1 protein-coding gene is annotated in these 1,091 nt (G+C 69.2%); it reads left to right on the forward strand.

The window, feature by feature from the left end; genetic code table 11:
- The coding region (locus JW897_RS24085) for a type VI secretion system Vgr family protein (RefSeq protein ID WP_205467929.1) at nt 1–1,091 on the forward strand (1,091 nt) is incomplete at both ends.

A 1,091-nucleotide genomic window follows, 5' to 3' on the forward strand; every position in this document is an offset into this window, starting at 1 on the left:
TTCAAGGCGGACGAGCGCCTGTCGCAAGAGCCCAGCTACCAGCTCGACATCGCCTGCGCCGATCCGGCGCTGGATCTGGACGGCCTGCTGGGCTCGCAGCTGACGGTGGACATCGACCTGGGCGACGAGGGCGTCCGGCCCTTCCATTGCCAGGTGCTGGGCGGCTACGACAGCGGCCAGACCCAGGACAGCTACACCTATACGCTGGAACTGGGCAGCTGGCTGTCCTTCCTGGCCGAGAACCAGAACTGCCGCGTGTTCCAGCAGCTGACGGTGCCGCAGATCGTCGAGCAGGTGTTCGGCGAGCATCAGCGGCCGGACTTCCGCTTCGAACTGGAACACGCCTACGAGCCGCGCGAATACTGCGTGCAGTTCCTGGAGTCCGACCTCGACTTCGTCAAGCGCCTGCTGGAAGACGAAGGCATTTACTTCTGGATCGAGCATCAGCCGGAGCGCCACGTGGTGGTGCTGTCCGACACCCAGCGCTTCGACGATCTGTCCGCCGGCTACGGCCAGCTGCGCTTCCTGCCGGACGGCGACGAATTCCGCCCGGTGCCGGGCCGCGAAGGCGTGCAGCGGCTGCAACGCACGCGGCGGGTGCGGCCGACCAATGTCGCGCTGCGCGACTTCGACTACCACGCGCCGTCCAACCGGCTGGACAGCGACGCCCAGGAAACCCAGGCCAGCCTGGACGGCATCCGGCTGGAGCATTACGACTACGGCGCCGGCTACAGCGACCAGGCCGGCGGCGACCGGCTGGCGCGGCTGCGGCTGGAGGCCTTGCAGGCGGATTCCCACCAACTGACCGGCACCGCCAACGCCCGCGGCCTGGCCACCGGCGGCGCCTTCACGCTGGACGGCCATCCGGACGCGGCGCGCAACCGCCGCTACTACGTGGCTGCCAGCCAGCTGACCTTCTTGCAGGACGGGCCGGACAGCAGCGGCCAGGGCCGCAATGTGATGGTCGTGTTCCGCGCGATGCGGGACGACCGGCCGTTCCGGCCGCTGCGGCTGACGCCCAAGCCGGTTCTGCCCGGCATCCAGAGCGCGACGGTGGTGGGGCCGGTGAACGCGGAGGTGCACACCGACAA

The organism is Chromobacterium alkanivorans (assembly GCF_016937655.1).
Lineage (GTDB): Bacteria > Pseudomonadota > Gammaproteobacteria > Burkholderiales > Chromobacteriaceae > Chromobacterium > Chromobacterium alkanivorans.